General features: G+C 50.5%; 20 protein-coding genes. 8 read left to right on the top strand and 12 right to left on the bottom strand.

Features of this window, described 5'->3' with window-relative positions; all coding sequences use genetic code 11:
• Positions 1 to 78 precede the first annotated feature (78 nt).
• Together ACO0LG_RS24675 and ACO0LG_RS24670 are read left to right on the top strand one after the other, a co-directional pair.
• Positions 79 to 1,020 (top strand): NADP-dependent oxidoreductase, encoded by a 942-nt coding sequence (locus ACO0LG_RS24675; RefSeq protein ID WP_423030428.1) that lies wholly within the window; start codon positions 79 to 81, stop codon positions 1,018 to 1,020.
• Positions 1,021 to 1,031: 11 nt separating this feature from the next.
• Positions 1,032 to 1,685 carry a TetR family transcriptional regulator gene (locus ACO0LG_RS24670; RefSeq protein WP_423030426.1) on the top strand — a complete coding sequence of 218 codons (654 nt, stop codon included), beginning with the start codon at positions 1,032 to 1,034 and terminating at the stop codon, positions 1,683 to 1,685.
• A 132-nt stretch (positions 1,686 to 1,817) separates the two neighbouring features.
• Here the strand turns inward: ACO0LG_RS24670 and ACO0LG_RS24665 are convergent, their stop codons facing one another.
• The 8 genes from ACO0LG_RS24665 to glpK form a co-directional block, all read right to left on the bottom strand.
• Entirely contained in the window at positions 1,818 to 3,035 is a 1,218-nt protein-coding gene (locus ACO0LG_RS24665; protein ID WP_423030424.1) for an arabinose transporter, read from the bottom strand.
• A gap of 350 nt (positions 3,036 to 3,385) precedes the next feature.
• Entirely contained in the window at positions 3,386 to 4,660 is a 1,275-nt protein-coding gene (locus tag ACO0LG_RS24660) for a glycosyltransferase (protein WP_423030422.1), read from the bottom strand.
• Between the two features lie 126 nt (positions 4,661 to 4,786).
• On the bottom strand, positions 4,787 to 5,296 hold the full coding sequence (locus ACO0LG_RS24655; RefSeq protein WP_423030420.1) for a DUF2059 domain-containing protein: 510 nt from the start codon (positions 5,294 to 5,296) through the stop codon (positions 4,787 to 4,789).
• Between the two features lie 903 nt (positions 5,297 to 6,199).
• A complete protein-coding gene (locus tag ACO0LG_RS24650; protein ID WP_423030418.1) occupies positions 6,200 to 7,324 on the bottom strand; it encodes a GNAT family N-acetyltransferase in 1,125 nt (374 codons plus the stop codon).
• 8 nt (positions 7,325 to 7,332) lie between these two features.
• Positions 7,333 to 8,547, bottom strand: coding sequence for a DUF3419 family protein (locus ACO0LG_RS24645; RefSeq protein WP_423030416.1), 1,215 nt, complete (start codon positions 8,545 to 8,547; stop codon positions 7,333 to 7,335).
• A 174-nt stretch (positions 8,548 to 8,721) separates the two neighbouring features.
• Positions 8,722 to 9,105 carry a hypothetical protein gene (locus ACO0LG_RS24640; RefSeq protein WP_423030414.1) on the bottom strand — a complete coding sequence of 128 codons (384 nt, stop codon included), beginning with the start codon at positions 9,103 to 9,105 and terminating at the stop codon, positions 8,722 to 8,724.
• 46 nt (positions 9,106 to 9,151) lie between these two features.
• Positions 9,152 to 9,682 (bottom strand): SRPBCC family protein, encoded by a 531-nt coding sequence (locus tag ACO0LG_RS24635; RefSeq protein ID WP_423030412.1) that lies wholly within the window; start codon positions 9,680 to 9,682, stop codon positions 9,152 to 9,154.
• Between the two features lie 40 nt (positions 9,683 to 9,722).
• The gene (gene glpK, locus ACO0LG_RS24630; protein WP_423030410.1) at positions 9,723 to 11,192 is read right to left on the bottom strand and encodes a glycerol kinase GlpK; all 1,470 of its coding nucleotides are present in this window, start codon (positions 11,190 to 11,192) and stop codon (positions 9,723 to 9,725) included.
• A 175-nt stretch (positions 11,193 to 11,367) separates the two neighbouring features.
• Here glpK and ACO0LG_RS24625 point away from each other — a divergent pair, with 175 nt between their 5' ends.
• Positions 11,368 to 11,652: a hypothetical protein gene (locus tag ACO0LG_RS24625; protein ID WP_423030408.1), complete on the top strand. Its 285-nt coding sequence runs from the start codon at positions 11,368 to 11,370 to the stop codon at positions 11,650 to 11,652.
• A gap of 27 nt (positions 11,653 to 11,679) precedes the next feature.
• Here the strand turns inward: ACO0LG_RS24625 and ACO0LG_RS24620 are convergent, their stop codons facing one another.
• The 4 genes from ACO0LG_RS24620 to ACO0LG_RS24605 all read right to left on the bottom strand — a co-directional run bounded on the left by ACO0LG_RS24620 (position 11,680) and on the right by ACO0LG_RS24605 (position 14,173).
• A complete protein-coding gene (locus ACO0LG_RS24620) occupies positions 11,680 to 12,126 on the bottom strand; it encodes an FKBP-type peptidyl-prolyl cis-trans isomerase (protein ID WP_423030406.1) in 447 nt (148 codons plus the stop codon).
• A 41-nt stretch (positions 12,127 to 12,167) separates the two neighbouring features.
• Entirely contained in the window at positions 12,168 to 12,443 is a 276-nt protein-coding gene (locus ACO0LG_RS24615; protein ID WP_423030404.1) for a hypothetical protein, read from the bottom strand.
• On the bottom strand, positions 12,443 to 13,171 hold the full coding sequence (locus tag ACO0LG_RS24610; RefSeq protein WP_423030402.1) for a substrate-binding periplasmic protein: 729 nt from the start codon (positions 13,169 to 13,171) through the stop codon (positions 12,443 to 12,445). The genes ACO0LG_RS24615 and ACO0LG_RS24610 overlap by 1 nt, the downstream gene beginning before the upstream one ends.
• Before the next feature lie 117 nt (positions 13,172 to 13,288).
• Positions 13,289 to 14,173, bottom strand: coding sequence for a LysR family transcriptional regulator (locus tag ACO0LG_RS24605; RefSeq protein ID WP_423030400.1), 885 nt, complete (start codon positions 14,171 to 14,173; stop codon positions 13,289 to 13,291).
• Between the two features lie 113 nt (positions 14,174 to 14,286).
• On the opposite strand from ACO0LG_RS24605, the gene ACO0LG_RS24600 reads away from it, so the two are divergent.
• The 5 genes from ACO0LG_RS24600 to ACO0LG_RS24580 all read left to right on the top strand — a co-directional run bounded on the left by ACO0LG_RS24600 (position 14,287) and on the right by ACO0LG_RS24580 (position 20,956).
• Complete coding sequence (locus ACO0LG_RS24600) at positions 14,287 to 15,783, top strand: CoA-acylating methylmalonate-semialdehyde dehydrogenase (protein WP_423030398.1); 1,497 nt, start codon at positions 14,287 to 14,289, stop codon at positions 15,781 to 15,783.
• Positions 15,784 to 16,604: 821 nt separating this feature from the next.
• Entirely contained in the window at positions 16,605 to 17,642 is a 1,038-nt protein-coding gene (locus ACO0LG_RS24595; protein ID WP_423030396.1) for an NAD(P)H-dependent flavin oxidoreductase, read from the top strand.
• 19 nt (positions 17,643 to 17,661) lie between these two features.
• Entirely contained in the window at positions 17,662 to 19,281 is a 1,620-nt protein-coding gene (locus tag ACO0LG_RS24590; RefSeq protein ID WP_423030394.1) for a GMC family oxidoreductase, read from the top strand.
• A 164-nt stretch (positions 19,282 to 19,445) separates the two neighbouring features.
• Positions 19,446 to 20,219, top strand: coding sequence for an ABC transporter ATP-binding protein (locus ACO0LG_RS24585; protein WP_423030392.1), 774 nt, complete (start codon positions 19,446 to 19,448; stop codon positions 20,217 to 20,219).
• The gene (locus tag ACO0LG_RS24580; protein WP_423030390.1) at positions 20,216 to 20,956 is read left to right on the top strand and encodes an ABC transporter ATP-binding protein; all 741 of its coding nucleotides are present in this window, start codon (positions 20,216 to 20,218) and stop codon (positions 20,954 to 20,956) included. The genes ACO0LG_RS24585 and ACO0LG_RS24580 overlap by 4 nt, the downstream gene beginning before the upstream one ends.
• Positions 20,957 to 21,021: the final 65 nt, after the last annotated feature.

Raw genomic sequence — 21,021 nt, 5'->3', positions numbered from 1 at the left:
ACCTTAGCCTATCATGGCTGCACCAAGCGGGAACAAATTGAGAACAAATTAAGAACAAATTGAGCTGAGGAATAAAATATGAGCGAAAACATCAGAGAAAAAATGAGCGCAATTGTGATCAATGAATATGGTGACAATGGTGTGGTGAATTGTCTCGCTATTGATCGCCCTGAAGTTGGAGATGGCGAGGTTTTGGTGAAAGTGCATGCAGCCGGTATTAATCCGGTAGATTGGAAAATCCGGGATGGCGCGGGTGAGCGTATGGGCATGACTTTGCCCATTCATCTGGGCAGCGAATTGAGTGGCACTATAGTAAAGCTGGGCCATGGCGTCACCAGCCTGAAGAAAGGAGATGCGGTTTACGGCATCGTCAAATCTGGCGCTTTTGCTGACTATGCCGTGGTCAAGGCAGCCGATATGGTCATTAAACCTGAGCAGCTGGATTTCATTCATGCTGCGGCCGTTCCTCTTGCGTCCCTGACTGCATGGCAGGCGATATTCGATCTGGCGAAACTCGCCAGCGGCCAACGCCTATTGATCACGGGTGGTTCTGGCGGTGTCGGTTCCATGGCGATCCAGCTTGCCAAGGATGCAGGCGCGCATGTCACTGCAATGGCTTCGCAGCGCAACGAGAAATTTGTACGCAGCCTGGGTGCGGATGTTTTTATCGACTACACTGCACAGCCATTTGAACAGGTCGTGCGGAACATCGATGTGGTTTTCGACACCGTTGGTGGTGATACTTTTAAGCGGGCATTTTCGACGCTTAAAAAAGGAGGTTTTTTAGTAACCTCGGTAGCCTTCCCTAAGGACGAGGGCTTGCAACATGGTGTAGGCGTAGCGCGTGTACAGTGCAAGCCCGACCCGGGACAACTTGAGTCCATCAGCAAATTGCTTGCAGCGGGTCAATTAAAGGCATATGTAGAGACCGTTTTGCCACTCGCCAAAGTCAAGGAAGCTTTTGAACTTTCCGCGCGCGGACGTACCCGCGGTAAAATTGTACTAGACCTTAATGCGTGATACATATTCCCATGAGCAAACTCCGGACTCCTCCTATTTCTTCAAGAAAGCGGCCCCAACAAAGTCGCTCGGCTGATCTGGTCGCGACCATACTGGAAGCGGCCCTCCAGGTTTTGCAGCGGGAAGGCGCACAAAAATTTACTACGGCGCGGGTTGCAGAAAGAGCGGGCGTCAGCGTAGGCTCTGTGTATCAGTATTTCCCCAACAAGGCGGCCATTCTGTTTCGCCTGCAAAGTGATGAATGGCGGCAGACTGGCGGCATGTTGCGCGAAATATTACAGGATACCCAACAAGTACCGCAGCAGCGCTTGCGTAGCCTGGTCCATGCTTTCATTCGTTCAGAATGTGAAGAAGCGCAGATGCGCAATGCCTTGACCGATATCGCCCCGCAGTATAACGATGATCCTGAAGCACAGGAAGCATGGCAATACTGGGACCAGACCGTGCAGGTATTTATTGAGGAATTGCTGCCCACGGCAACAGCAGCAACACGTTCCATCGTTGAAGAACTGATTTCCACCACCCTCAGCAGTGCCGGTGAACATGTATCGTCAAATGGCTATCCTGCCGACAGGATAGATGACTATGCAGACGCCATGGCAGATATGTTTGGTGTTTACCTGAGCAGTATTAAAAGTAAAAAGGAAATTGATCAGGCTTCATGAAAGCCTGATCAATTGATGTAGTACCGATGTTGTGGGGTGCGCCATGCGCACCGGCTTTTATTTTTGCAAATATCGAGAATGGTGCAAATAGTGCGAATAGTGCGCATGGCGCACCCTACAAAATTTAAACACCTATGCACTTGCAGATGCTTTACCCAACAATCGCACAGCCACCAGTAAAGACAAAGCAACTGCCACGCTGGCTGCCAGGAAAACAGCATCAATTCCCCAATGCCCGGCGATAAGACCTGCCAGTGGACTGACTATGCCCAGCGACATATCAAGAAAAGCGACATAGGCACCCATGGCAACACTACGGCTTTGCGGTGGAGCACGGCGTGCAGCTTCTACACCAAAACCGGGGAAGGCCAGTGAGTAGCCAAAGCCTGTCAGGGCAACGCCTATGTAAGCCATGCTGGCCGTATCAGCCCACCAGATCAGCAGTAGCCCTGCAGCTTCTATCACGACATTGACGAATGCGACTCTGGCACCACCGAGCTTGTCTGGCAAGTGACCAAATAATATCCTGGCACCGATGAAAGTCACCCCAAAGAAGGTAAATGCAAGCGAGGAATTGCCCCAGTTTTTCGCCGCAAACAACAAGGCAGAAAAAGCCGTGATCACACCAAAACCTATGCTGGCCAGAGCCAGGCCGAGGCCGGGTACCATGACGGTACTCAATACCTTGTAAAAAGGCATGCGGGTAGTCGCTGTCGGTGGGATGGCAGGTATATATAAAGCGACCAGTAACGCCACTACCGGCATACAGATAGTCGCAATGCCTATGCCGGCAAATCCCCATTGCGCATGGATGGCCACACCTGCCGGTGCACCGAAGGCAAATGCACCGTAGATCGCGATGCCTACCCAGGCCATGACCTTGCCTGCATTTTGCGGCCCGACCAGGCCTATGCCCCAGCCCAGGGCTCCGGTGACCATCAGGCTCTCACCTATGGCCAGCAAGACACGGCCAGCCAACAATATCCATACCGAGACCACCGGTGTAGTAATAAAGGGCAGTGATGCCAGATACACCAGACCTGAGCTGGCAATAATCACGGCGCCCGTGAGTACTGCCCGTTTGGTACCGCGCATGTCAGCAAAATTGCCAGCCCAGGCGCGTGACAGCAGGGCGACGGTAAATTGTGCACCGATGAGCAGGCCTACGACCAGGGTACTCATGCCCAGGCTGTTATGCAGGTATAAGGGCAATACAGGCAGCTGCATACCCATGGTCAGAAAGCCGATAAAAATAGCCAGTGTCAGGGGCAGCAATTTCAGAAAAACACTGCCACCAGCGGCTATGGGTACTGCAGACAATGGTGGCGAAGATTGAGAAGATAAAGACATAAAAAAACTCCAGACATAATCGTGTGATTGATGCTGGATATGATAAAAGTCTTCATCCTGGTCGGATAGTCGCGTAATAAGGACAGCATGAAACTGTCTTGCAAGCCAGACAGGACATGGCTTTGGGAGTTTTTCAGATTCTTATTTTTCAACAGGTGACGCAAAGTATTCGCGTTTTAAACAGCAATGCAGACAGTTGTTGCCTGTATTTAAAAATTCAATGTGAGGCGATTACTCGTTGTCTTCAGATAAATAATTTTCTCATTAGAATCTGGAGCAAATAATAGGCTGTGGATAAGTTTGGTAATTTAAATTTAACGCTATTTGGACACTGTGCCTGGAGCGGGTATTTATAGTTTCTGTTTTAATTCTACCGTTTCAATCGCATCACATAAAGAATCTGCATGGCCAGTTTTTTTGAATTTCTGTGCAAGGATTGCGCAATTGGTGTTGATCGATGCAGAACCTAGCAGTTGTGACAGGCAGTGTGTCAATTTTGCAGCAGTCAAACGTGACATGCGCAGAAAATCACCTGCACCCATTTTTTTTACACGCGCAGCATTATCGAACTGGTCAAAAGCCAGTGGTGTCAGCAATTGGGGTATGCCTGCTCTTAGCGCTTCTGCCGTCGTACCTATGCCGCCATGGTGTATCAGGGCTGATGCACGCGGCAAGATGCTGCGCAGTGGCAGATAACTTTGCCAGAGTATGTCAGCCGGGAGAGCAGATGCGATCTGTTCGCGGTGAGTACTCAGGAATATCGCCCGGAGACCCAGTTTTTGCACTGCCTGCTGTGCACATTCAAAATAATGACTGGCCTGTATATTCCCTGAACCTGGGGTAAAGATGACAGGTGCAAGCCCTGAGGCCAGAAATTCTTCGAGTTCTGGGGATAAGTCTGTAGCCGGGCAGCTGTCATAGAGCTGGAATTCTCCCATGACCATTGCTACTGGCCAGTCTGGCTGTACTGCGGCAAACCAATCCGGGAAAAAACTGATACTCAGATCTGGTACTTCATACATATACGGTGCGAGGCTGGTAATCGGTGGCAGATTTCTGGCCAGCCTGGCCTGATTGATCATCGGCACAGCTACCGGATCAATAAAATGTTTATCTGCATAAGTCCAGAGCCAGTGACGCATCCATACCGGTAACCAGCGCGGTATGAATAAATCACCCATGACCAGTGGATCATGCACCGTTCTTAAATTGGATGGCGCCAGATAAGCCGCGACGATGGGAATATCCGGACGGAAGCTGCGGACCAGGTCTGCTGCTGCCAGACCCAGAGGGTGGCTGATCAATACACATTCCTGATCTGAGGGCAAGATAGCAAAGTAATCAGGTATTTCTGTAAATACGCATTTGCATGAGGCAAGTACCACGGCCATGCCTGTGCGTGTATTCCACATATCTGGATTACGCAAGGCAGCCTCATAGTCTTCTTGCCTGCCCAGTACTTCATAGGCAATCCCGGCCATCTCTGCATGCCTGGCATGTACCGGGGACACAAGCATGGTGACTCTGTGTCCGCGTCTCTGCATTTCAGTAGCCAGGCTCAGGAAAGGGAAGATATCCCCAAGCGTGCCCATACCCAGGAAAATAAAGTGCCTGGTGTCAGTCATTGCGCCCTTGCTTGCGCTGTTTTATTTCTGTCAGCAAGGGGACATTTCATAAAAATCATTAAAATCCACTAATTTTTTCTATTTTCTTTTATGTTCATCTAAAACATAAGCAAATTCTACGTCAATTTATTTACTTTTTTCCAGCTCACGGAATTCTTCTGCCATTTTTTTGGACGCTTCCATCATTTTGTCCATCATGGGAGTAATCACTTTTTGCATTGCTGCCATGCTTTGCTGCACGATGACTGGAATTTTGCTGACATAAGCTTTGCCTGCCGGGGATCTGTAGAAAACAGCTATCCCATCGACTTCTTCCTGACTCAGGGAATTTGAATAGATTTCAATAAAAATCGGTTCGAGTTTTTCCCAGGTCATTTCTGCCTTGTGGATATCTATGACTTTATCCCGGAACTTATCCAGGACTTTTTGCTGGTCAGCATTGATCGTCTGGTCTTTCATGACCGTTTTCATCATGTTTTTCATGACGGCATCCATCTGTGCCTCTGTACTTTTCAGGATTTGCTGACTATTCGTCAATACCAGCAATTCCTTGACTGATGCTTCAGTCGGTTTTTCTGCATGGGCAGCAGAGCAAGCCAGCACGGCTGAAAATAGTAAACCTGACCATAGTTTCATGGTGTTTTGTCCCTGAGGATTGAATGAGTAACGGATTCTACGACAGTTTTTTGCTTTTGTTTTTTTGCTTTTTTTGAGCTGTGGATACCTTTAACTTGAATAACTTTATATAAAAATAGTAGTAGTTGTTAACGCAGGCATGTTGCTGTGGATAAGTCAGTAAACATCCACAGGATCAAGAGTTTAGGTAAATGATAAGGCGGTGATAAAAGTCTGTATATCCACAGGACAAAATCTGAACAGTAAACGTGCAGATCAGTGAATTCAAAGTTACGCACAATGGATGCAGTGGATATCAGCTGACTTATCCACAAATTTTTTTTAAAAAATGTTGTTTTTCAACGTTAATTTTCAATAAAAGGCTGATTTATAGTTTTGTAGGGAAGAATTTTAGGGAAAAAGGATATCTATGATCTCTTGCAAAGACACGAGATGCGTTTTTTGCAGCAAGGTAGTTTTCAAAAACTTGAATTTGTCTGTCATTGAAAAAATGTAATGTTTATTTTTTTGGAAGTCAGCATTTTTTATGAAAATTGAATGCTGCTGACCAGGCGCATTTTTTAAATATCAAATTTGTTAATCAATCGTTTTTATTTGCATCAAAAGCAGATATTCAGTAAAAATTTCCAGAATTTTCCGACCAGGGTTTAATTAAATAATTAGTTTATATATACATAGTAATAGTAGTTAACGTCGCGATTTTTTGTGGATAAGTCTTAATTTGTCCATAGAAACAAGTACTTAGTTCATGTATAGATGTACTGATAAGTCCTGTATGAAAAAAGGATGGTTTTGGGATAAGAAAACCATCCGCCAGACTTTTCATGGTTTTGCACAGTTCGTCCTGTGGATATGCATAGGCTTATCCACAGGAGAAACATGGATGTTTTTATATTTTTTAATTTAAATTCTGTCCGCTTTTTTCAGTATTGCTGGCGCAAAAGTAGTGAGTAAACGGGTAAATAGCGCAGCACTTTGCACAGCAGTTGTGGATAAATGGCGGTTGTAGATCGCGGTATATTCCAGTTGGGGAATGCCACCGCGTGCCCGTTTGAACTGGCTGGCACCTGAGCTGTAATGCAGTTTCAGCTTCTTGTCTCTGGCTGTTTTGAGTAATAAAGCCATCAAGCGCCGGTATAAACCCAGCTCTTTGGGCAGGCTGGTGTCGTATCCTATCAAGGGCGTAGTCAGCCAGCCATTCTCCTGATGGGTATAAATACCAAGCACACCGACCAGACGGCCTTGCCAGCGCAGGACATGCATTTCCAGGAATTGGGTTTCCAGGCAAAGCGCAAAGAAAGCAGCAGTGAAGTCGGGATTAAGATAAGAGTGTTTATCGATGAAGAGCTGGCGATAAAGCTGTTGCAATGCAGCTACATCCTGCATTTGCAGTTGTTCATGTGTCAGTACTTCTACTTCAGGATGGTCCAGCAGGCGGGCATCCTGTTTCACATGATTGTGTTTCCAGACGCTGCCTTGTTGCGGGTCGCAGAGGTAGATCATGCGGCTGGGGAGTAATTGCCAGCCGGTAGCGAGCAGGCTGGCAGCCAGTTCAGGGTTTACCTGTGGACAGATATTGCGCATCATCAGCGGGCGCTGTGGATAAGTGCTTGTTAGCTTATCGGTAGGTTGACTGATATCATCTGCTGACCAGTCTGCGTACAAATTGGTGGAAACCAGGTGATTGGCAATAATCGCTGCCTGGTCCAGTTTACTGGCTTTGAACAGGGCAGAAAGTGGGCCAAGGAGGGGACAGCTGAGTAGTTTGATCGCTTGTGCCTTGGCTGGACTTGCGCCGCGCAGCAGCTCCTGGCGTGGATAACGCAACCAGGTTGAACGTGGACTGGCGACATAACTTTCTTGCCAGTTGCTGCTGTCCAGCAAACTCACGGGCTGGCTTTGTCCGGCAATTTCTATGGCCTGGATATCGCAAGTGGCATTGTGCAGCCAGTGCCGGCCACCGCGCGAACGCGCAGTCAGCAGCCACAGGGCATCTGCCACCACGCGTGGCGGTAAAGAGGTATGCAATTTGCTGATTACATCTTGGTGTACAGGTGCATGCCGCCATAGATGGCAGAGCGATCAGTAGCATACAGGGCGCGGTTATGGGGAACATCGGTATGCCAGGCGGCCAGTATGTCTGCCGGTAACTTGGTGTCGAGTGGTGAATCGCTGCCACCTGTGCGGAATACCACCTTTGCTCCAGGCGCAGCAGTGCGGGTTACTTCTTGCCAAAGTCCGGTCAGTTGTTGCTGGTCCATCCAGTCCTGTGCATCAAGGAAGAGATAGGCATCCATGGATGCACGCGGCTGGCTGCGCAAAAAATCAGTCAGGGTTTGATGATGTGGATGCAGCCTGTCTATATTGCGGCGCAGGGTGTGGAAATGCTTTTGCTGCAAATACAGGGGCAGGGCAGCCTGTTTTTTGGTGTCATAACGACGGCCAAATGCCTGTTGGGCAAAACAATTTTCTGCCAGAGGGAAATCACAGGCCAGATGACGCATTCTCTCTTTGAACAAGAGATGCAGGCCGTTTTTAGCTTCGTGCTTCAGTTCAGCGAATTGAGACGGTGGTATGCCCAGGCTATACAAGGCCAGCGGCTGGCTGGCGATCAGACGGAACAAGCGGGTATCAAATACCGGGGCAACGTATTGTTCGAATAATTGCGCCTGTTCCTGCAGGTTGTTTGCCTGCATGAGCTTGCTCATGTCACCACCCATCATGCGCACAAAGAAATGCGCAAAGCCGATGAAGTTACCCAGCAAGCCATGTTGATATGCTTGATTGGTAAAATAATGGTAGCGCGGTTTGCCCGACAAAGAGCGACTTTCCCAGAAATTGCTCGCATCTTCTGACAATTGCCTGCGTATATGACGCTTATAACGTTTCAGGTTGTCTGGCTTGTCGGCATGACCGAGAAATGCCAGCACCGCATCATAATCGGGCAAATGCCTGATAGCAGTTTGCTTGATATTGAGCATGGCCAGGTGGGCAGCATTCAAATCCACTGCATGTACTGCAGCAGGTTCAGCAGATAAATAAGCCAGGGCATTGCAGCCGCCCGAAGAAATGGTCAGGATATTTGCACCAGGCTTGAGCTGCAGGGCATCCAGATCAGCTTGTGGATCTTCCCAGATCTGGGTATACACGAGGCGGCTGAACCAGTGGGCAAACAATTTGTCTGCCAGGCCCTTGCGGCCGGACGTGGTGGAATTGAAAACGGCACTGTCTATCAGGGCTTTGCTGGACATGCTAGTCTCCGCTTATGTTTTGGATAAGGGAGACTTTAGGATGTCGAGGTGACAGGTTGGTGACAGATTGATGAAGATTATGTGAAAACCGTATAAGAAAACCACAAAAAAAGCATGAACCCGGAAGTATCATGCTTTTTCACAGTATCGACAGTTGGCCGAGAAGGGGACGGTTCAGCTACCCCGCTCTGTGGATAAGCGGCGGCGCCTGGCTTTGATGAACATCAGTAACTGATAAGCAAAATACAATGAAGCCAGCACAGGCATGGAGGCGACCAGTATCCACAAGCCACCTGCCAGGGGGACCGGGCCTGACCATACCAGAATAGGTACGTCGGGTTTATTGCTTTTCTGTATAGCAGTTTGCTTGGGTGTATCTATCTGTACACCAGAATTTTGCTTGGGCAAATCTTCTGGTGCAACGACGAACACCGCCTGCGTACTTGGCGCTGCTTTGGCTGGGGCAGGAGTATTGCCAGTCGCAGTAGCAAGAACAGGGGAAGCTGGCAATGCGGTCAGCATCTGCAATGCCAGTATCAGGACATACTTGAGTTTCATTGATGCAATCAGTCGAAATGCGATGTAGTTTTAGCTATGATGGGCTTTAATTTTTCTCGGCGAACTTTTTTAGATTACTTAAGCCAGCTTCAAAATCGGGACCCACCATTTTATCCATAAATGGGGCAAATAGCTTCATCATGAAATTTCCTTCACTGCTGCCTTCCATTTTCCAGGTGACTTTAGTGCCATCAGGCTGGGCTTCGAGCAGGAAACTGCCTGTAGATGGTTTGCCCATGCCTTCAAAATGCAGCTGATAATCAATTTCACGGAAAGGGCTGGCATGGCTGAGTTTCATGCCGCCATTGCCTTGTGAAGCACTTTTCCATTCCCAGGCGGCATTCGTGCCTGATTCAGGGCCAGAAAATTCCATTTTCATATCCGGGTCGCGCTGGTTCCAGACTGACCAGTTCTTCCATTGCCTGGGCGTGGCGATCAGGGGGAATATCTTGGCCGGAGTGGAATGTATCTGGATGCTGCGGCTCACCTTGTAGTCATTTGGCAATGAATAGGCGATTGCCAGTATCAGGGCAATCGCAGCGGTCAGTATGCCGCCAGACCATTTAATGATTTTCATTTTTTCTCTCTTTTAGTAATGTGGATATCTTGTTGCTGGATTATCTTACTTTTCCTATGGCGATTTCCCAGTTCTGCATCAGGCTGGCGGCTTCATCGCGGCGCATGAAGGGAGTAAATTGCGTCTCCATTTGCCACTGGTTCGCGCATTCTTCCATACTTTTATATATTCCAGCCCCCAAACCTGCCAGATAAGCAGCGCCCAGAGCAGTCGTTTCCGTAACTTTGGGGCGTATGACTGGTATGCCCAGCAAGTCTGCCTGAAATTGCAGCAGCATATTATTCGCTGCTGCGCCGCCATCGACACGTAGCTCCTTGATAGGGAAAACGGCATCCCTGACCATGGCTTGCAGCAGCGCGGTACTTTGAAAGGCAATCGATTCCAGCGCAGCGCGGGCGATATGCGCGACCGTGCTGCCGCGGCTCAGGCCCAGAATGGCGCCCTTGGCTGATGGCACCCAGTAAGGTGCGCCAAGGCCAGTGAAGGAAGGGACAAACACCACGCCGCCAGAATCTGGCACGGTGGCCGCCAGTTGTTCTACATCGGTCGAATGCTGTATGGCTTTCAGACCATCCCTGAGCCATTGCACGACAGCACCGCCGATGAAGACACTGCCCTCCAGTGCATATTGGGCATGAGAATCCGTCTGGCAAGCCGCCGTGCTGATCAGGCCGTTTTGCGAATCCGGACATTGATCACCGGTATGCATGAGCATGAAACAGCCCGTGCCATAGGTATTTTTTGCCATACCCGGTGTGAAGCAAGCCTGGCCAAACAAGGCGGCCTGCTGGTCACCGGCGATGCCGGCGATGGGAATGGATGCGCCCAGCAGCTTGCTATGCCCAAACTGGTAGCTGGATGGCAAGACTTCTGGCAGCAGCTTTTTGGGTATGTCAAACCAGCTCAGTAACTCTTCATCCCACTTGTTCTCGTGGATGTTGTAGAGCATGGTGCGGGAGGCATTGCTGACATCGGTGACATGCAGCGCGCCTTCACTGAGTTGCCAGGCCAGCCAGCTGTCGATAGTGCCACAAGCCAGTTCACCGGCATTTGCACGGCGGCGCGCGTCGGGAACATGATCAAGCAGCCACTTGAGTTTGGTGGCAGAAAAATAGGGGTCAAGTATCAGGCCAGTCTTGGCCTGTATGCGTGGCGCATAGCCTTGCTGGCGCAATTCATCGCAATAAGCTTCTGTGCGGCGGTCTTGCCAGACAATGGCATGGTACAGCGGCTGGCCAGTTTTCTTGTCCCATAACACCGTGGTTTCGCGCTGGTTGGTAATGCCAATGGCGGCGATGTCTTTTGCCTGCAAACCCGCTTTGCTCATGACTTGCTGGCAGGTGGCAAACTGGCTTTGCCAGATTTCCATCGCATCATGTTCTACCCAGCCTGGCTGCGGGAAAATCTGACGGAATTCCTGCTGGGCAGTGGCAATCAATTCACCCCCTTCGTTGAAGATGATGCTGCGCGAGCTGGAAGTCCCCTGGTCTAGTGCAAGCAGATATGTCATAAAAATTCCTGGTGCATCTGGCGCACATGTGCGGGTGCCAGAAAAATGCAGAATGAAAAATTTTCAGCCTGATGCTGACGTCTGGTTACAATTTTAGCCATTAGTAGAATGGCAAACAGGGTTGAATTTGATATAGTAGATTATTGATTTAATATTAAGCAAGAAAGGCAATTCTGTGGCGGGTTTACTCAATTTTTTTTTGATTTTACTGGTGCTCGTGTTTTTTGCTTTTGGCACCATGCGTCAGAGCCGCCGCCTGATCAACTTGTCTTTCTTTGCCATGGTCGCTGCCAGCCTGCTGGGCTGGTACCAATATATTTTCCCTGCTGGCCTTAGCCTGCTGTTTTATGCAGGAACCCTGGCAACGGTGCTGGCAATCTCGGTATTCTTTTATGCCATTTATTCTTATGAGTCTGTCTGGACAGACTTACAGGAAATCAAAGCCAGACAGTTGCCCTGAGGGCTTTACTCCCGCGACTACAGGGTTTTATCGCACTTCCAGCAATTCAATATCAAAGATCAGGTAGGCGTTCGGCGGTATCATGCCGTTGCCTGCGCCAGCAGCGCCATAGCCCAGTTCAGGCGGTATGATCAGGGTGCGCTTGCCACCTACCTTCATGCCTGCAACACCTTGTTCCCAGCCTTTGATGACGCGGCCCGAACCTATGGTGAAGGAGAAGGCCTGCTGGCCTACGGAACTGTCAAACTTGGTACCACGTTCCCTGCTGGCAAAAGGATCATGCAGCCAACCTGTGTAATGGACAAACACGGTATTGCCAGGCAGGGCTTCTTTGCCGCTGCCGACTTTTTCATCGATTTTAGTGAGCCTGCTAATGACCACGCTGTCAGCAGCTTGTGCCTGGACTGGTGTGATGGACAGGATGCCTGTGAACAGGCTGGTGGCGAGCAAGGTGGTAAGACAATGGTATTTCATAGAATTTTCCTTATAGATAAGACTTTTACTTCTAAAGACTTTTATTTCTGTTTGGCTGCCGCAAGTTTTTTCTCAAAAGCGACATCCAGTTTGCTGGCTTTTTTGGGCGCCTGTTTATACAGGTTGTTAACATAAACGACAAATTCATCCATTTCCATGGCATCGCTGACGCTGACAGGCAATTCGTCTGGTTGTTCCAGATTGGCCAAGGTGAGCGAAAAGCGGCCATCGGCGAGGCTGACCATGGAATAGGGAGCATTGTTGCTGCGTTCACGCAGGCGGTTGACAGCATAGGCGGCCTTGGTTGATCTGGCCATTATTTGACTCCGTATTTGCGCATGATTTTTTCCATGGTGCCGTCATTATCCAATTCTTTATTAATTTTGTTGTAGAGCTCTATGCGTTGTTTGTCCATGCGGATATTGCATAACATATTGAGCTCTACACTTTTCCATTTGATGGCACGCGCAATATCATTGGCAAAGCCTTGTTGCTGTGCAAGAAACATGCCGTGGGACTCTGAGACTATCCAGTAATTCAACCGACCATTCACTAGCAGGCGTGGATTGTCTTCATCCTGGCTGGCAAATTCAATTTTGTAGCCTTGTTCGCTGAGTTGCACACCTGTGGCTGCATTTTTGTAGGAGCCTATGGAATAAGCTTTGGCATCTTCAAAATTTTTCAGGATACGCATATCCATTTTGCGGCCATATAAAACCCAGTTGTCGTTGACCAGCGGGCCTACCCATTTATACAAATTCTCCCGGTCGGGAGTGCGGCGAAAACCAAACAAACAGGTATTGTCATCATTCAGCGTGGAATTTAAACCGCGGGCCAGGGACGTGCTGGTGATGCTGTAGTTATCACCTGCACGTTTGAGAATTTCCTGAATTTTTTCCGTCAGCGCGCCCTGGATTTCACCGGTTTTGATGTCGGTGTGCGTGAATGGTGCAAATTCCTGGATAAGCAGTTTGACCGTTTCCGCATGGCAAAGTGCAGGAACGGCAGCCAGAGATACCAGCAGACTGGATAGCAAGAATTTCACGGACGAAGTTTTCGAAATTGATAAGTGGTGGAAATATACCGCTGAATTTCCAATATAGGCAGATATTTTCCGGTTTTAAGCCGCTATGTGCGGCTGAGGAGACACTCTTGCAGACTTCTATACCCAGATCGTTTTCAATAAGGCAAAACTGGCAGCTATCATGGCTTCATGCTGGCGCTTTTCCTGGCAGATGAAACTCAGTTCTGTCGTGATACTGACAGCATCAGCGATGACCAGGCCATGTGCATGGGCTTCGCGTATCGCGATGGCATCCCGTATCAGGCTCAGGCCAACGCCAGACTTGACCAGATCCAGCATGCTCGGTTCCTGATCCACCAGGGCGACCTTGTTGGGGGCTACACCAAGCCCGGCAAAAATCTGGCTCAGCAGCCGGTGATGGGCAGACTCTGCCGGTGTCCACAGCCAGGGCAATCTGGCCAGGCTGGCCCAGTCCTGGCCAGCGACCCGGTTTCTCCAGCCCTTGGGTGCCACTACCCGGTAAGTAAATGGCGTCAGCACTTGGCTGTGGCAGGGCGTCTTGCCGTCATCTGGCGGCTGGCCAAGGTAAAACCCCACATCCAGCGTACCAGCACGGATTTGCTGCAAGACCGTACCTGACATGCCTTGCTGCAACTTTGTAGATAACTGTGGATAAGTCTCCACCAGACGCTTCAAAAAGATGCCCAGACGGGTGAACTCAGGGTCAAGTATCGTGCCTATCGCCAGCTCGCCAGAGATGGTGCTGTGCATACTATGTGCAGCCTGGCGAAATTCAGCCATGCTGGCAATGACTTTTTCGGCATAGGGCAGGAGTGTCGCGCCATCATTGCTCAGGCGCATACCGCTGGCGCTACGTGTGAATAAAACCAGCTGCAAGTTCTCTTGCAAGGACTTGATCTGCAGGCTGACCGCGGGCTGGGTCACATGCAATTGCTCTGCTGCCCGCGTCAGGTTGCCTTCTTTCGCCACGGCGACAAAGGCACGTAGTTGTATCAAGTCCATTATCAGTAATCCTTATATTGCTATTGATAATAACTCATTGGATTTAGCAGGGCGAGTGAATTAATCTCCTTGTCACCGCAGAAAAAATTTCACATTACCTCTAAGGTTTACTTATGACATCCGCAATAGCGCATTATATGAATGGCCAGGCCTATGTTTCTGCCAGTGGCCGCCAGCAAGATGTATTCAACCCTGCTACGGGCGAAGTGACGGGCAGTGTTGCCCTCGCCAGCCTTGAGGAAGTGCATGCTGTTATCGCCGCTGCCAAGGCTGCCGCACCTGCCTGGGCAGAAACTGCACCGTTAAAACGCGCCCGTGTGATGTTCAAGTTCAAGGAATTGCTGGACCAGCATCACAAGGAAATGGCAACCCTTATCACCCGTGAGCATGGCAAGGTCTTGTCGGATGCCATGGGCGAAGTTACACGCGGCATAGAAATCGTCGAATTTGCCTGCGGTATGCCGCAATTGCTGAAGTCGCAGTTCTCGGACAATATCGGTGGCGGCATAGACAATTACAACCTGCGCCAACCGCTGGGTGTGACGGCTGGCATCACGCCTTTCAACTTCCCCTTCATGGTCCCGATGTGGATGGCACCGCTGGCGATTGCGACTGGCAATACTTTCATCCTGAAGCCGTCTGAGCGTGATCCTTCCTGTTCCTTACTGATTGCCGAGCTGCTCAAAAAAGCCGGTTTGCCGGATGGTGTTTTCAACGTCGTGCAGGGCGATAAAGTGGCTGTTGATGCCTTGCTGCAGCACCCCGATGTCTCTGCGATTTCCTTCGTTGGCTCCACCCCTATCGCTGAATACATCTATAGCGAAGGCACCCGCATGGGCAAACGCGTGCAGGCTCTGGGCGGCGCAAAAAACCACCTGGTCGTCATGCCTGACGCCAACCTGGAACAGGCTGTCGATGCCCTGATGGGCGCAGCGTATGGATCTGCCGGTGAACGCTGCATGGCGATTTCGGTGGCTGTCGCGGTTGGCAATGTTGCCGACAAACTCGTTGAAGCTTTAGTGCCAAGAGTGGAGGCTTTGAAGATCAAGAACGGCATGGAAGCTGATGCAGAAATGGGCCCAGTCGTGACAGCCCAGCACAAGGCGAAAATTGAATCCTATATTGTCGAAGGTATCGCCGAAGGTGCGCAATTGCTGGTCGATGGTCGCGGCCTCAAAGTGCCTGGTCATGAGTCTGGTTTCTTTCTCGGCGGCTGCCTGTTTGACCATGTCAAAGAGGGCATGAAGATACATCGCGAAGAAATTTTTGGCCCGGTTTTGTGCGTAGTCCGCGTCCCTGATTTTGCCTCTGCAGTTGAGCTCATCAACCGTCATGAATTTGGTAATGGCGTATCTTTGTTTACCTCGGACGGCAATACGGCGCGCGAATTCTCACGCCGCATTCAGGTCGGCATGGTGGGCATTAACGTGCCTATCCCTGTGCCGATGGCATGGCATTCTTTTGGCGGCTGGAAGCGCTCTTTATTTGGCGATGTGCATGCCTATGGCGAAGAGGGCATACGTTTTTATACGCGGTATAAATCCATCATGCAGAGGTGGCCGGATAGCATAGATAAAGGGGCGGAGTTTACGATGCCGGTGGCGAAGTAGCGGCTGCGTGCTTGCTCCTTCTCCTTCAAGGAGAAGGTCGGGATGAGGATGGGGTTCTGTCGATAAACGGCAATCAGATTGTCGTCGCTCCTGCGCAGGCAGGAGCCCAGCGGCGTTCGTCGTTTATTAAAGCGATTGCCCTTCGTAGACACAAGCCGGGTCTCGGCCCGGCGCCCGAAATACTTTCTTTGCTTCGCCAAAGAAGTATTCAAAGAAAGGCGACCGCAGACTTGCCCTTCGGGTGCTTACGCTACGCTCCAGCATAATTTGTGCGTCACAAAAAATGGGAAAGCTTCGAAACTCGCTACGCTCAAACAACGAAGCTTTCTGATCCATTTTCCGTGAAGCACAAATTACATCGTCCCAAGCGGTTGAAGGTCAAAAGCAAGTCAAAAACAGCTGCAACATCAACGTCAATGCGACCTGAATTTAATTTGCGTTGAATTCTGTTAATTAACCGGGTTTTGGGGTTGCTGTTGTTTTTGAAGTTAGCAGTTCCGATGTGTCGACGCCATTTGTGCGGCACAGAAAATGGAAAAAGAAGGGCCGCTGTCTGAGCGTAGCGAGTTTCGGACCTTCCCATTTTTTGTACTGCACAAATGGGTACCCCGTAGGGGCGACGACGCCTCGGTCGCCTTCTTTTGCGTTCTTTTCTTGGCGAGACAAGAAAAGAAAAGAATGTAGCTGTCGGGCTACCCCCGACCTGCAATCGCAATACAGTGACAGAAGTGAGCAAATGAGTTAGCGTATAAACACGAAAATTGATGAAAGCCTGATTTACCTGTTTTCAACAACTCACTTAAATAAACCCGGAGCCCCAAATGTCCAGTCTGCAATCCCTCTGCCCTTACCCCATCATCCAGGCCCCCATGGCCGGTGGCGCCACCACCCCGGAACTGGTGGCCGCAGTGTCCAATGCAGGCGGCCTGGGCTCCCTCGCGGCTCCCTTGCTGACCCCGCTCGCCATCATAGAGCAGGCTGAACACATCAGAAGACTGACCGACAAACCATTCGCCATCAACCTGTTCGTACAAACCCGCCCACAAGTCGATTTTGCGGCACTCGAAGCAGCCAAGTTATTGCTGCAACCAGTTTGCCAGGAACTGGGCTGGGACAACTTGCCGACCCCAACCCGCTGGTGTGAAGACTTTGAAGCCCAGCTCGATGCCCTGATCACGGCCCGCCCTGCAGTGGCAAGTTTTACTTTTGATGTCTTGCACGGCAGCCAGTTGCAGCGTCTGCATGATGTGGGAATAAAGGTGGTGGGTACTGCCACCAACTTGCAGGAAGCCATCGTCTGGCAAGCCATGGGGGCAGATGCTGTGTGCCTGCAAGGGGTAGAGGCGGGTGGTCACCGAGGGACTTTCATCGGCGCACAAAAAGATTCGAGCCTGGGCCTGTTTGCCTTGCTGGACGCCTGCAGGCCGCACATGCAGGTGCCGGTTATTGCCGCTGGCGGCATCATGGATGGTCGGCAGATCAGGCAGGCCCTGCAGGCAGGTGCGCAGATGGTGCAGATGGGCACGGCATTCCTGACGACGAAGGAGTCAGCGATACACTCAGTTTACAAACAACGCCTGCTGGAAAGCCGCAGCGACACGACACGCCAGACCCGTGCTTTTTCTGGTCGTATTGCACGCGGTCTCGACAACCACTTCATGCAAACCATGGATGCGGTTGCGGATAAGGTACCTGCCTACCCCATACAGAATGCATTGACGGGCTCAATACGCGCAGCGGCAGGCAAGGCAGCGAATACTGAACTGATGTCGATGTGGGCCGGGCAGGGCATGGCAGCGACCAGAGACCTGAGCGCAGCAGAACTGATGACTGCATTGATTGCAGAAATGCAGGCTTAATAAACCACAAGGAAACGGTATGGAAGCAGCAGGACAGTTTGATTACATCGTCGTCGGTGCCGGTACAGCAGGCTGCGTGTTGGCGAACCGCCTCAGCAAGAATCCTGACAACAGGGTCTTGCTGATAGAGGCGGGTGGCAAGGATGATTATGTGTGGATACATATCCCTGTTGGGTATCTGTACTGTATCAATAATCCCCGCACAGACTGGATGTTCCGTACCGAGGCCGAGGCAGGCCTGAATGGTCGTAGCCTGATCTATCCGCGTGGCAAGGTGCTGGGTGGTAGCTCATCCATCAATGGCATGATCTACATGCGTGGCCAGGAAAGGGATTACCAGCAATGGGCAGAGCTGACGGGCGACGATAGCTGGCGCTGGGAGCATGTCTTGCCGCTATTCAAGAAGAGCGAAGACCACCACGGTGGAGATGCAGAATTCCATGGCAGGGGTGGTGAATGGCGGGTGGAAAAACAAAGGCTGTCATGGGAAATCCTGGATGCTTTCCGCAATGCAGCAGCCGAAGTCGGCATCCCTAAAAGCGATGACTTTAACCGTGGCAACAATGAAGGTTGCGGCTATTTTGATGTCAATCAAAAACGTGGCGTGCGCTGGAACGCTGCCAAGGCTTTTTTGAAACCGGCGGCTGACCGTGCCAATCTGACCATTATGACCGGTTGCCAGGTGCAAAAGCTGGTCATCAAGAATGACGAACAAGGCAAGCGTTGCACAGGCGTGGAATTCATTGGTGGTGGCCGCAGCTGGTTTGCCGAGTCCATGAAAGAAACCGTGCTGGCCGCAGGAGCAATAGGCTCGCCACATATTTTGCAATTGTCCGGCATCGGTGATGCGGCACATTTGCAACAGGCTGGAGTTGATGTTGTGCATGAACTACCTGGCGTTGGCAGCAACTTGCAAGACCATTTACAGATACGTTCTGCATTCAAGATTACTGGTGCTAAAACGCTCAACAAGATGGCCAACAGCCTCATAGGCAAGGCACGCATAGGGCTGGAATATGCGATGTTCCAGAGTGGCCCGATGTCAATGGCACCGTCACAACTGGGCGCATTTACCCGCTCGGATGCCAACCAGGCGACACCTAATCTGCAATACCATGTGCAGCCCTTGTCGCTGGAAAAATTTGGTGACCCCCTGCATGATTTCCCGGCGTTCACGGCCAGTGTCTGCAATCTGCGCCCTACTTCGCGTGGCCATGTGCGCATTGCCAGCAATGACGCGGCGGCTGCACCGAAAATCGTGCCCAACTACCTGACGACGGTTGAAGACCGCAAGATCGCTGCCGACTCACTTACCCTTACACGCAAAATCATTGCCGCACCTTCCTTGCAAAAATACCAGCCAGAAGAAATGAAGCCTGGTGTACAGTTCCAGACGGAAGAAGAACTGGCCAGAGCTGCAGGGGATATAGGTACGACGATTTTCCACCCGGTAGGCACCTGCAAGATGGGGCGTGCAGATGATGCCCAGGCGGTAGTCGATAGCAACTTGCGCGTCTTAGGCATAAACGGCCTGCGCGTGGCTGATGCTTCTATTATGCCGACTATAACCTCAGGTAATACCAACTCACCTACTGTGATGATTGCAGAGAAGGCGGCAAGGAGTATATTGGGAAAATAAAAACTTCCAAATCTTGCGTGGTACTACTTATGGTAGTTATACCGTATTGTTTAGAAATCGGTTTGCTGGGTATTATAAAAAGCTAATATAAAAAACTTCCAAAAAATAAAGGAAGTGTTGTCGCGTTGGAGTAATAACCATAAGCCAGACAATAAGGAGAAGAGATGACCGACGTCATCCTGGAGACAAAGCGCTTGACCAAAGAGTTCAAGGGCTTCACAGCTGTAAGCGATGTGAATTTGCAGGTACAGCGTGGACATATCCACGCCCTGATCGGCCCTAACGGTGCCGGCAAGACCACCTGTTTCAATTTGCTGACCAAATTTCTTGTCCCGACTTCGGGACAAATCCTGTTCAATGGCCGCGACATCACCTCGGCCAAACCAGCCCAGATTGCGCGTCAGGGTATCATACGTTCATTCCAGATTTCAGCAGTGTTCCCGCACCTGACGGTGATGGAAAACGTACGCATAGGCTTGCAAAGAAAACTCGGTACATCCTTTCATTTCTGGAAAAGCGAACAATCGCTGAACCAGCTCAATGCACGCGCCATGGAATTACTGGCCGAAGTTGACCTGACTTCGTTCGCCGACACAGTCACCGTCGATTTGCCTTATGGCCGCAAGCGTGCCCTGGAAATCGCCACCACCCTGGCCATGGAACCAGAAATGATGTTGCTCGATGAACCCACGCAAGGCATGGGGCATGAAGATGTGCACCGCGTGACCGAACTGATCAAGAAGGTGTCGGCTGGCCGCACCATCCTCATGGTGGAACATAATATGAACGTAGTGTCGGGTATTTGCGACAAGATCTCGGTCTTGCAGCGCGGTGCCATGCTGGCTGAAGGCACTTACAAGGAAGTATCCACTAATCCCAAAGTCATGGAAGCCTATATGGGCAGTACCAGTGCTGAGCTGGAAGGGGCGCATGCATGAGTGCCACGAGTAAAAATACGCGTACCAACACCAGCCCTGCACTGGAAATTACCGGCCTGCAAGCCTGGTATGGCGAATCGCATATCCTGCATGATGTGAACCTGAAAGTGAACCAGGGCGAAGTGGTGACTATACTCGGTCGCAACGGTGCCGGGCGCACGACGACCATGCGTGCCATCATGGGCCTGACTGGGGCGCGCAAAGGCTCGATCAAGATTAACGGGCAAGAGGCTATCCACCTGCCAACTTATAAGGTTGCTCATCTGGGTGTCGGTTATTGTCCAGAAGAACGGGGGATATTTTCATCCTTGTCCACAGAAGAAAACCTGATGTTGCCACCTTCGGTATCGAATGATGACCAGGGCATGTCAGTGGCCGAAATTTACGAAATGTTCCCCAATCTGGCAGAACGTAAAAACAGCCAGGGCACGCGTTTGTCTGGTGGCGAACAACAGATGCTGGCAGTGGCGCGTATCTTGCGCACTGGTGCCCGTTTGTTACTGCTCGATGAAATTTCCGAAGGCCTGGCACCGGTCATCGTACAGGCTTTGGCGCGCATGATCACGATGCTGAAATCCAAGGGTTATACCATCGTCATGGTCGAACAGAATTTCCGCTTTGCTGCTCCGCTGGCGGACAGGTTTTATGTCATGGAGCATGGGCAGATCGTCGAAAGTTTTGCATCTGCGCAATTACAGGAAAAAATGCCGGTCTTGAATGAGTTGTTGGGTGTGTAGGATGTACATCTTTAGGTAACTGCCTCGCTGTTTTGGTGACGCAGGATTGAATAAAAATATGATTG

This window comes from Undibacterium sp. Ji42W (genome assembly GCF_049340405.1).
Classification (GTDB): domain Bacteria; phylum Pseudomonadota; class Gammaproteobacteria; order Burkholderiales; family Burkholderiaceae_D; genus Undibacterium.
The sequence above is the reverse complement of the archived record's forward strand: the minus strand, read 5'-3'. Positions and strand labels throughout refer to the sequence as shown.

Bases quoted from the DNA above. Each gene is read 5' to 3' on its own strand.
- ACO0LG_RS24675 (WP_423030428.1), top strand. From the start codon at position 79: ATGAGCGAAAACATCAGAGAAAAAATGAGCGCAATTGTGATCAATGAA.
- ACO0LG_RS24670 (WP_423030426.1), top strand. From the start codon at position 1,032: ATGAGCAAACTCCGGACTCCTCCTATTTCTTCAAGAAAGCGGCCCCAA.
- ACO0LG_RS24665 (WP_423030424.1), bottom strand. From the start codon at position 3,035: ATGTCTTTATCTTCTCAATCTTCGCCACCATTGTCTGCAGTACCCATA.
- ACO0LG_RS24660 (WP_423030422.1), bottom strand. From the start codon at position 4,660: ATGACTGACACCAGGCACTTTATTTTCCTGGGTATGGGCACGCTTGGG.
- ACO0LG_RS24655 (WP_423030420.1), bottom strand. From the start codon at position 5,296: ATGAAACTATGGTCAGGTTTACTATTTTCAGCCGTGCTGGCTTGCTCT.
- ACO0LG_RS24645 (WP_423030416.1), bottom strand. From the start codon at position 8,547: ATGTCCAGCAAAGCCCTGATAGACAGTGCCGTTTTCAATTCCACCACG.
- ACO0LG_RS24640 (WP_423030414.1), bottom strand. From the start codon at position 9,105: ATGAAACTCAAGTATGTCCTGATACTGGCATTGCAGATGCTGACCGCA.
- ACO0LG_RS24635 (WP_423030412.1), bottom strand. From the start codon at position 9,682: ATGAAAATCATTAAATGGTCTGGCGGCATACTGACCGCTGCGATTGCC.
- glpK (WP_423030410.1), bottom strand. From the start codon at position 11,192: ATGACATATCTGCTTGCACTAGACCAGGGGACTTCCAGCTCGCGCAGC.
- ACO0LG_RS24620 (WP_423030406.1), bottom strand. From the start codon at position 12,126: ATGAAATACCATTGTCTTACCACCTTGCTCGCCACCAGCCTGTTCACA.
- ACO0LG_RS24615 (WP_423030404.1), bottom strand. From the start codon at position 12,443: ATGGCCAGATCAACCAAGGCCGCCTATGCTGTCAACCGCCTGCGTGAA.
- ACO0LG_RS24605 (WP_423030400.1), bottom strand. From the start codon at position 14,173: ATGGACTTGATACAACTACGTGCCTTTGTCGCCGTGGCGAAAGAAGGC.
- ACO0LG_RS24600 (WP_423030398.1), top strand. From the start codon at position 14,287: ATGACATCCGCAATAGCGCATTATATGAATGGCCAGGCCTATGTTTCT.
- ACO0LG_RS24595 (WP_423030396.1), top strand. From the start codon at position 16,605: ATGTCCAGTCTGCAATCCCTCTGCCCTTACCCCATCATCCAGGCCCCC.
- ACO0LG_RS24590 (WP_423030394.1), top strand. From the start codon at position 17,662: ATGGAAGCAGCAGGACAGTTTGATTACATCGTCGTCGGTGCCGGTACA.
- ACO0LG_RS24585 (WP_423030392.1), top strand. From the start codon at position 19,446: ATGACCGACGTCATCCTGGAGACAAAGCGCTTGACCAAAGAGTTCAAG.
- ACO0LG_RS24580 (WP_423030390.1), top strand. From the start codon at position 20,216: ATGAGTGCCACGAGTAAAAATACGCGTACCAACACCAGCCCTGCACTG.